The sequence below is a fragment of the Mesorhizobium sp. ESP-6-4 genome, assembly GCF_020164735.1.
Lineage (GTDB): Bacteria > Pseudomonadota > Alphaproteobacteria > Rhizobiales > Rhizobiaceae > Mesorhizobium.
The window spans coordinates 825,497-831,749 of the sequence record NZ_JAIUGS010000001.1; the positions used below are offsets into that span (position 1 = coordinate 825,497).

The 6,253-nt window shown below is 63.5% G+C and carries 5 protein-coding genes; 3 read left to right on the top strand and 2 right to left on the bottom strand.

Features of this window, described 5'->3' with window-relative positions:
- Positions 1–8: 8 nt before the first annotated feature.
- On the top strand, positions 9–1,388 hold the full coding sequence (locus LB523_RS03745; protein ID WP_095764949.1) for an aspartate aminotransferase family protein: 1,380 nt from the start codon (positions 9–11) through the stop codon (positions 1,386–1,388).
- Positions 1,389–1,814: 426 nt separating this feature from the next.
- Here LB523_RS03745 and mmsB read toward each other — a convergent pair whose 3' ends face one another.
- Together mmsB and LB523_RS03755 are read right to left on the bottom strand one after the other, a co-directional pair.
- Positions 1,815–2,723, bottom strand: coding sequence for a 3-hydroxyisobutyrate dehydrogenase (gene mmsB, locus LB523_RS03750; RefSeq protein ID WP_411966433.1), 909 nt, complete (start codon positions 2,721–2,723; stop codon positions 1,815–1,817).
- A complete protein-coding gene (locus LB523_RS03755) occupies positions 2,720–3,886 on the bottom strand; it encodes an isobutyryl-CoA dehydrogenase (RefSeq protein ID WP_224600976.1) in 1,167 nt (388 codons plus the stop codon). Before LB523_RS03755 ends, mmsB begins: the two co-directional genes overlap by 4 nt.
- A 138-nt stretch (positions 3,887–4,024) precedes the next feature.
- On the opposite strand from LB523_RS03755, the gene LB523_RS03760 reads away from it, so the two are divergent.
- Both LB523_RS03760 and LB523_RS03765 read left to right on the top strand, forming a co-directional pair.
- The gene (locus tag LB523_RS03760; protein WP_224600977.1) at positions 4,025–4,630 is read left to right on the top strand and encodes a dimethylsulfonioproprionate lyase family protein; all 606 of its coding nucleotides are present in this window, start codon (positions 4,025–4,027) and stop codon (positions 4,628–4,630) included.
- The gene (locus LB523_RS03765; RefSeq protein ID WP_224600978.1) at positions 4,630–6,102 is read left to right on the top strand and encodes a cobyric acid synthase; all 1,473 of its coding nucleotides are present in this window, start codon (positions 4,630–4,632) and stop codon (positions 6,100–6,102) included. Before LB523_RS03760 ends, LB523_RS03765 begins: the two co-directional genes overlap by 1 nt.
- The last annotated feature ends 151 nt before the right edge of the window (positions 6,103–6,253 follow it).

Consider the following 6,253-nt stretch of genomic DNA (forward strand, 5'->3'; position numbering starts at 1 on the left):
TCAAATCCATGACCTATCAGAATTATTCGCTGAAGCAGCTTCAGCAGATCGATGCCGCGCATCACCTGCACCCCTTCACCGACCATAAGGAGCTGCGCGAGACGGGCTCGCGCATCATCACCCATGCCAACGGCCCATTCATCTACGATGCCGACGGCACCGAAATCCTCGACGGCATGGCGGGCCTGTGGTGCGTCAATGTCGGCTATGGCCGCGATGAGCTGGCCGAGGCGGCCTACGCGCAGATGAAGGAGCTGCCTTACTACAACTCCTTCTTCAAATGCTCGACGCCGACGCCGGTTCTGTTGTCGAAGAAGCTGGCGGAGCTGGCGCCGACGCATGTCAGCCAGGTTTTCTACGGTTCGTCCGGATCGGAGGCCAACGACACGGCGCTCAGGCTCGTGCGCCACTATTGGGCGCTTGAGGGCAAGCCCGAGAAGAACCGCGTCATCTCGCGCAAGTCGGCCTATCACGGCTCGACCGTCGCCGGCACGTCGCTGGGCGGCATGGAGCCGATGCACAAGCAACTCGGCGGCGCGGTGCCCAACATCGTCCATGTGATGATGCCCTATGCCTATGAGCTCGCGTTGCCCGGCGAAAGCGACCATGATTTCGGCATCCGCGCGGCCAAGGCGGTCGAGGACGCGATCCTCGAAGCCGGCGCCGACAAGGTCGCCGCCTTCATCGGCGAGCCGGTGATGGGCGCGGGCGGCGTGAAGATCCCGCCGATGAGCTATTGGCCGGAAGTGGAGCGCATCTGCCGCAAATACGATGTGCTTTTGATGCTGGACGAGGTGATCACCGGCTATGGTCGCACCGGCGAATGGTTCGCGGCGCAGACGTTCGGGATCGAGCCCGACACCATCACCACCGCCAAGGCGCTGACCTCGGGCTACCAGCCGCTCTCGGCGCTGCTGGTCGGCGACCGCATCGCCAAGGCGCTGGTCGAGAAAGGCGGCGAGTTCTACCATGGCTACACCTATTCCGGTCATCCGGTGGCTTGCGCGGTGGCGCTCAAGAACCTCGAGATCATCGAGAAGGAAGGCCTGGTCGAGCGCGTCAAGAACGACACCGGTCCCTATTTCGCGCAGGCGCTGCAGGAGCGGATCGCGAGGCACAGGCTGGTCGGCGAGGTGCGCTCGATCGGCCTGATGGGCGCGATCGAGATCGTCAAGGACAAGGCGACCAAGGAACGTTATTTGCCATCGGGAAGTGCGGCCGTCGTCGTGCGCGACCACGCGATCGCGCAGGGCATGATGCTGCGGGCCACCGGCGACACTATGATTCTCTCGCCGCCGCTGATCTGGACGCGCGACACGATCGACATGGCTTGCGAACGCATCGCCAGGGCGCTCGATCTCGCTGACGCCGATTTGCGCAAGCGCTAAGCGGATGTTCTCCGGGCGCTCCTGACTAGAGCATTTCACCGTTTCACGGAAACAGCGAAATGCTCTATCTCCTTGTTTTGACGCAATTCCGGGCGGAAAACATCTCACACTTTTCCTGGAATTGCTCTAAGCGCCCGGTCCATTCCTGAACGGCTCGCAGAGGGCGTCTCCGAAACGCAAAAACCGCGTCCCTGCGGGAACGCGGCTTTGCCAGATACACATGGCATTTCGCTACGAGAATACTTGCGAAATTTACGGGCTCCGGTACGCGAGACCTGATCCGGAGCGCCGGGCAGACGCGATGTCCGCCTCGCAGTCCGTTTTAAAGGCACATCGTTACCGGTGCGTTAGCAAGACCTTAAGCAAATCTAAATTTGCCGGCTTCGCACCGGCAAATCTTGGAAATAACCCTTCAAAAGCAGAGACTTATGCCGGATTTCCGCGCAGGAAATTAATAATGCCGGAAAAATCGGCGCCGGCGTGGCCTTGCGCATTGAACAAGGCATAGAGCTGCGTGGCTTCGGCGCCGAGCGGAGTCGCGGCGCCTGCGTTCTGCGCGGCTTCCTGCGACAATTTCAGGTCCTTCAGCATCAGCGCGGCGGCAAAGCCGGGCTTGTAGTCGCGGTTGGCCGGCGAGGCCGGAACAGGACCGGGCACCGGGCAATAGGTGGTCAGCGACCAGCACTGGCCCGAGGAAGTGGAGGCGACGTCATACAGCGCCTGGTGCGACAGGCCGAGCTTTTCGGCCAGCACGAACGCTTCGGCGACGCCGATCATCGAGATGCCGAGAATCATGTTGTTGCAGATCTTGGCCGCCTGTCCGGCGCCGTCGCCGCCGCAATGAACGACGCGCCCGGCCATCGGCTTCAGGATCGGCTCGGCAGCGGCAAACGCCTGATCCGAGCCACCGGCCATGAATGTGAGTGTGCCGGCAGCGGCGCCGCCCGTGCCGCCGGAGACGGGTGCGTCGATCGACGGGTGACCATGCTTCGCGGCAATGGCATGCGCCTTGCGAGCCGATTCGACATCGATGGTCGAGGAATCGATGAACAGCGCACCTTCCTTTGCCTTGGGCGCGATGTCCTCATAAACCGACAACACATGCTTGCCGGCCGGCAGCATGGTGATGACGACGTCAGCGTCCTTCACCGCCGCGACGGCGTTCGCCATGACGGTGACGCCGTGTTCCTTGGCAGTGGCTAGGTTCTCGGGCACGAGGTCGAAGCCCAGCACCGTATGACCCGCCTTTACGAGGTTGGCGGCCATGGGATTGCCCATATTACCGAGGCCGATGAAGGCGATGGTTGCCATCGTTTTCTCCAGATTTTGCGTCAGCGCCCAATCAACGAGCGCGCGATGATGACGCGCATGATCTCGTTGGTGCCTTCGAGGATCTGGTGGACGCGCAGATCCCGCACCAGCTTCTCGATGCCGTAATCGTGCAGATAGCCGTAGCCGCCGTGCAATTGCAGCGCCTGGTTGGCGATGTCGAAGCCGATATCGGTGACGAAGCGCTTGGCCATCGCGGACCATTTGCCGGCATCCGGCGCCTTGCGGTCGAGCTTGGAAGCGGCGGCGTAGAGAAAGATGCGGGCCGCCTGCAGTTCCGTTTCCATGTCGGCCAACCTGAACTGCAGCGCCTGGAATTGGTTGATCTTGGAGCCGAAGGCCTTGCGCTCGGCGGTATAGGCTAGCGCCTTGTCGAGCGCCGACTGCGCGCCGCCAAGCGAACAGGCGGCGATGTTGAGCCGGCCGCCGTCGAGCCCGGCCATGGCGATGCCGAAGCCGGCGCCTTCCGCGGCGAGCAGGTTGTCGGCCGGCACCTTGCAATCCTCGAAGATGACCTGGCGGGTCGACTGCATGTGCCAGCCCATCTTGTGCTCGTTGGCGCCGAACGAAAGGCCGGCCGCATCCTTGGGCACGACAAAGGTCGAAATGCCTTTCGGGCCGTCGCCGCCGGTGCGCGCCATCACGACATAGAGGTCGCTGTCGCCGGCGCCGGAGATGAACTGTTTGGCGCCGTTCAAGACATAATCGCCGCCGCTTTTCACCGCACGCGTCTTCAGCGCAGCCGCATCCGAGCCCGAGCCGGGCTCAGTCAGGCAATAGCTCGCCAGCCACTCCATAGAGGTCAGTTTCGGCAGGAAGCGCTGGCGCTGCTCGTCGCTACCGAAGCGGTCGATCATCGAGGCCGCCATGTTGTGGATGGAAATCAAAGAGGAGAATGCCGGATCGGCGTGGGCAAGCGCCTCGAAGATCAGCACGGCATCCAGCCGCCCCAGCGCCGAGCCGCCGACATCGTCGCGCACATAGATGCCGCCGAGGCCGAGCGGCCCGGTCTCACGGATCACATCGGCGGGGAAGTGCTTTGCCTTGTCCCAGTCGAGTGCATTGGGCGCGACGCGGTCCGCCGCGAAAGCTTGGGCCATCTCCTGGATGGCGCGCTGTTCCTCGTTGAGTTCGAATTGGCCAGTGCCCGCATCGACTGCCGCGTCCATGGCGTGCTCCCTGTCGTTCAGGCCTTCTGGCCTGTCGTTTTTGGCTTTGCGCGCCGTTCAATCTAGACCAATGATGCCGCCGCGCAACCCGGGCCGTTGAGAACCGGCTGTGCATGGAATGACGAACGGAGTTCTTGCGTGCCGACAATTTTCGATGAGTTGCTGGAGCGATTCCGCGCCTATCTCGCCGGCGCCGACAACGATCTGGTGACGGATGAAGTCGCGCGCATCGGCTGGGACATGCCTGCACGTTCTCTCGAGCCGCGTGCGCTTGGCTGCCTTAGCCATCTCGATCGCATCGCCGAGTTGGCTCCGGCCGACGCCGGGCCATTGACGCGATTTGTTGCCGACCATCGGGACGAGTTGCGCTGGGGGCAGACCTATACCGCTGCCGATTTCGGGCAGAGTTTTGTCGACAATTACGGCTGGCTGGAAGTGTTCGGCACCCGCGGGCATTTCGTCAATGACGAGGTCGCGGCTGGCCTGCTGATCCTCGGGCCTGACATCGTCTATCCCGACCATCATCACCTCGCCGAGGAGATCTACATCCCGCTGACCGGCGGCACGGAGTGGCGGATGGGCGAAGGGAACTTTCATACGCGCGACGCCGGCGAGGTCATTCACCACGCTTCCAATGTCAGCCATGCCGTGCGCACGGGCAAGGAACCGCTGATGGCGCTCTATCTCTGGCGCGGCGGGCCGCTGGCACAGAAATCGACCATTGGCTCAGGGGGCAGGGGCTGATGGCGAAAGCGATCATGCTGCAGGGCACCGGCTCGGATGTCGGCAAGACCGTGCTGGTGGCCGGGCTTTGCCGCGTTGCGAAGAATCGCGGGCTGAAGGTTAGGCCATTCAAGCCGCAGAACATGTCGAACAATGCCGCCGTTGCCGATATTCCGGGCGACGACAAAGCCGGCGAAGGCGAGATCGGCCGCGGGCAATGGCTGCAGGCGCTGGCCTGCGGGGTGAGGCCGACCGTGCACATGAACCCGGTGCTGCTCAAGCCGCAGAGCGATATCGGCTCGCAAGTGGTGGTGCAGGGCCAAGTCTATGGCGAGGCGCGGGCGCGCGACTACCAGGCGATGAAAGCCGGGCTGATGGACGCGGTGCTGGATTCCTGGGCGAAGGTCGGCGCGGGCGCGGACCTGGTCGTCGTTGAGGGCGCGGGCTCGCCGGCCGAGATCAATCTCAGAAGCCGCGACATCGCCAATATGGGCTTTGCCACGCGCGCCAATGTGCCGGTGATCCTGGTCGGCGACATCGACCGCGGCGGCGTGATTGCGTCCGTGGCCGGCACGCATTTGATCCTGCCGGAGGAAGACCGGCGCATGATCGCCGGCTATCTCATCAACAAGTTCCGCGGCGATGTCTCGTTGTTCGACGACGGGATCAGCGCGATCGAAAAATTTACCGGCTGGCGCTGCTTCGGCGTCGTGCCGTGGCTGAAGGCGGCCGGGCGGCTGCCGTCCGAGGATTCGGTGGTGCTCGAACGCCTCGCTTCCGGCGAGAAGCGGGCGCTGAAGGTGGCGGTGCCGATGCTGGCGCGCATCGCCAATTTCGACGATCTCGACCCGCTGAAAGCCGAGCCGCAGGTCGAGGTGGTGTTCGTGCCGCCGGGCAAGAAGCTGCCGGAAGATGCCGGGTTGGTGGTCATCCCCGGCTCCAAATCGACGATCGGCGATCTCCTGAAATTCCGCGAGAACGGCTGGGATCGCGATCTCCTCGCCCATCGCAAGCGCGGCGGCCATGTCGTCGGCATCTGCGGCGGCTACCAGATACTCGGCCGCATGGTGCGCGATCCCGACGGCATCGAAGGCAGTGTCACTGAGGCCGAAGGTCTTGGCCTGCTCGACATCGAAACGGTGATGGAGCCTGAGAAGACTGTGCGCAATTCAAGCGCGCAGTCAGTGCAGTTCGGCCTGCCGCTCGAAGGCTACGAGATCCATCTCGGCCGCACCACCGGCCCGGACACGGCGCGGCCATCGACGATCCTCAACGGCGCCGAGGACGGCGCGGTCTCCGCGGACGGCAAGGTGATCGGCACCTATCTGCACGGACTGTTTTCCGCCGACGCTTTTCGCGCCGCATACCTGGAGAGCCTTGGCGTCAGGGGAGGCGGTATCGACTATCGCGCGGATGTCGAGAAGGCGCTGGACGAGGTCGCGGCCGAGCTGGAGAGGCATCTCGACTGCGACGCGATTTTTTCGCTCGCGTGATAGCCCATTCCACGCAGGGGAGCCGGGCCGGCTGCATGTGCCTTGAGAATCGCGTGCCTTGGCGACTAGCCGAGCCGCCTATCTGATCGTCATTCTATGGCGGAGCAAGGAGCGAAGCGACGCGCGCAGACCATAGAATCCGTTCCGTGAC

Excerpts from the sequence above, each read along its gene's own strand:
- LB523_RS03745 (WP_095764949.1), top strand. The coding sequence starts at position 9 with ATGACCTATCAGAATTATTCGCTGAAGCAGCTTCAGCAGATCGATGCC.
- LB523_RS03755 (WP_224600976.1), bottom strand. The coding sequence starts at position 3,886 with ATGGACGCGGCAGTCGATGCGGGCACTGGCCAATTCGAACTCAACGAG.
- LB523_RS03765 (WP_224600978.1), top strand. The coding sequence starts at position 4,630 with ATGGCGAAAGCGATCATGCTGCAGGGCACCGGCTCGGATGTCGGCAAG.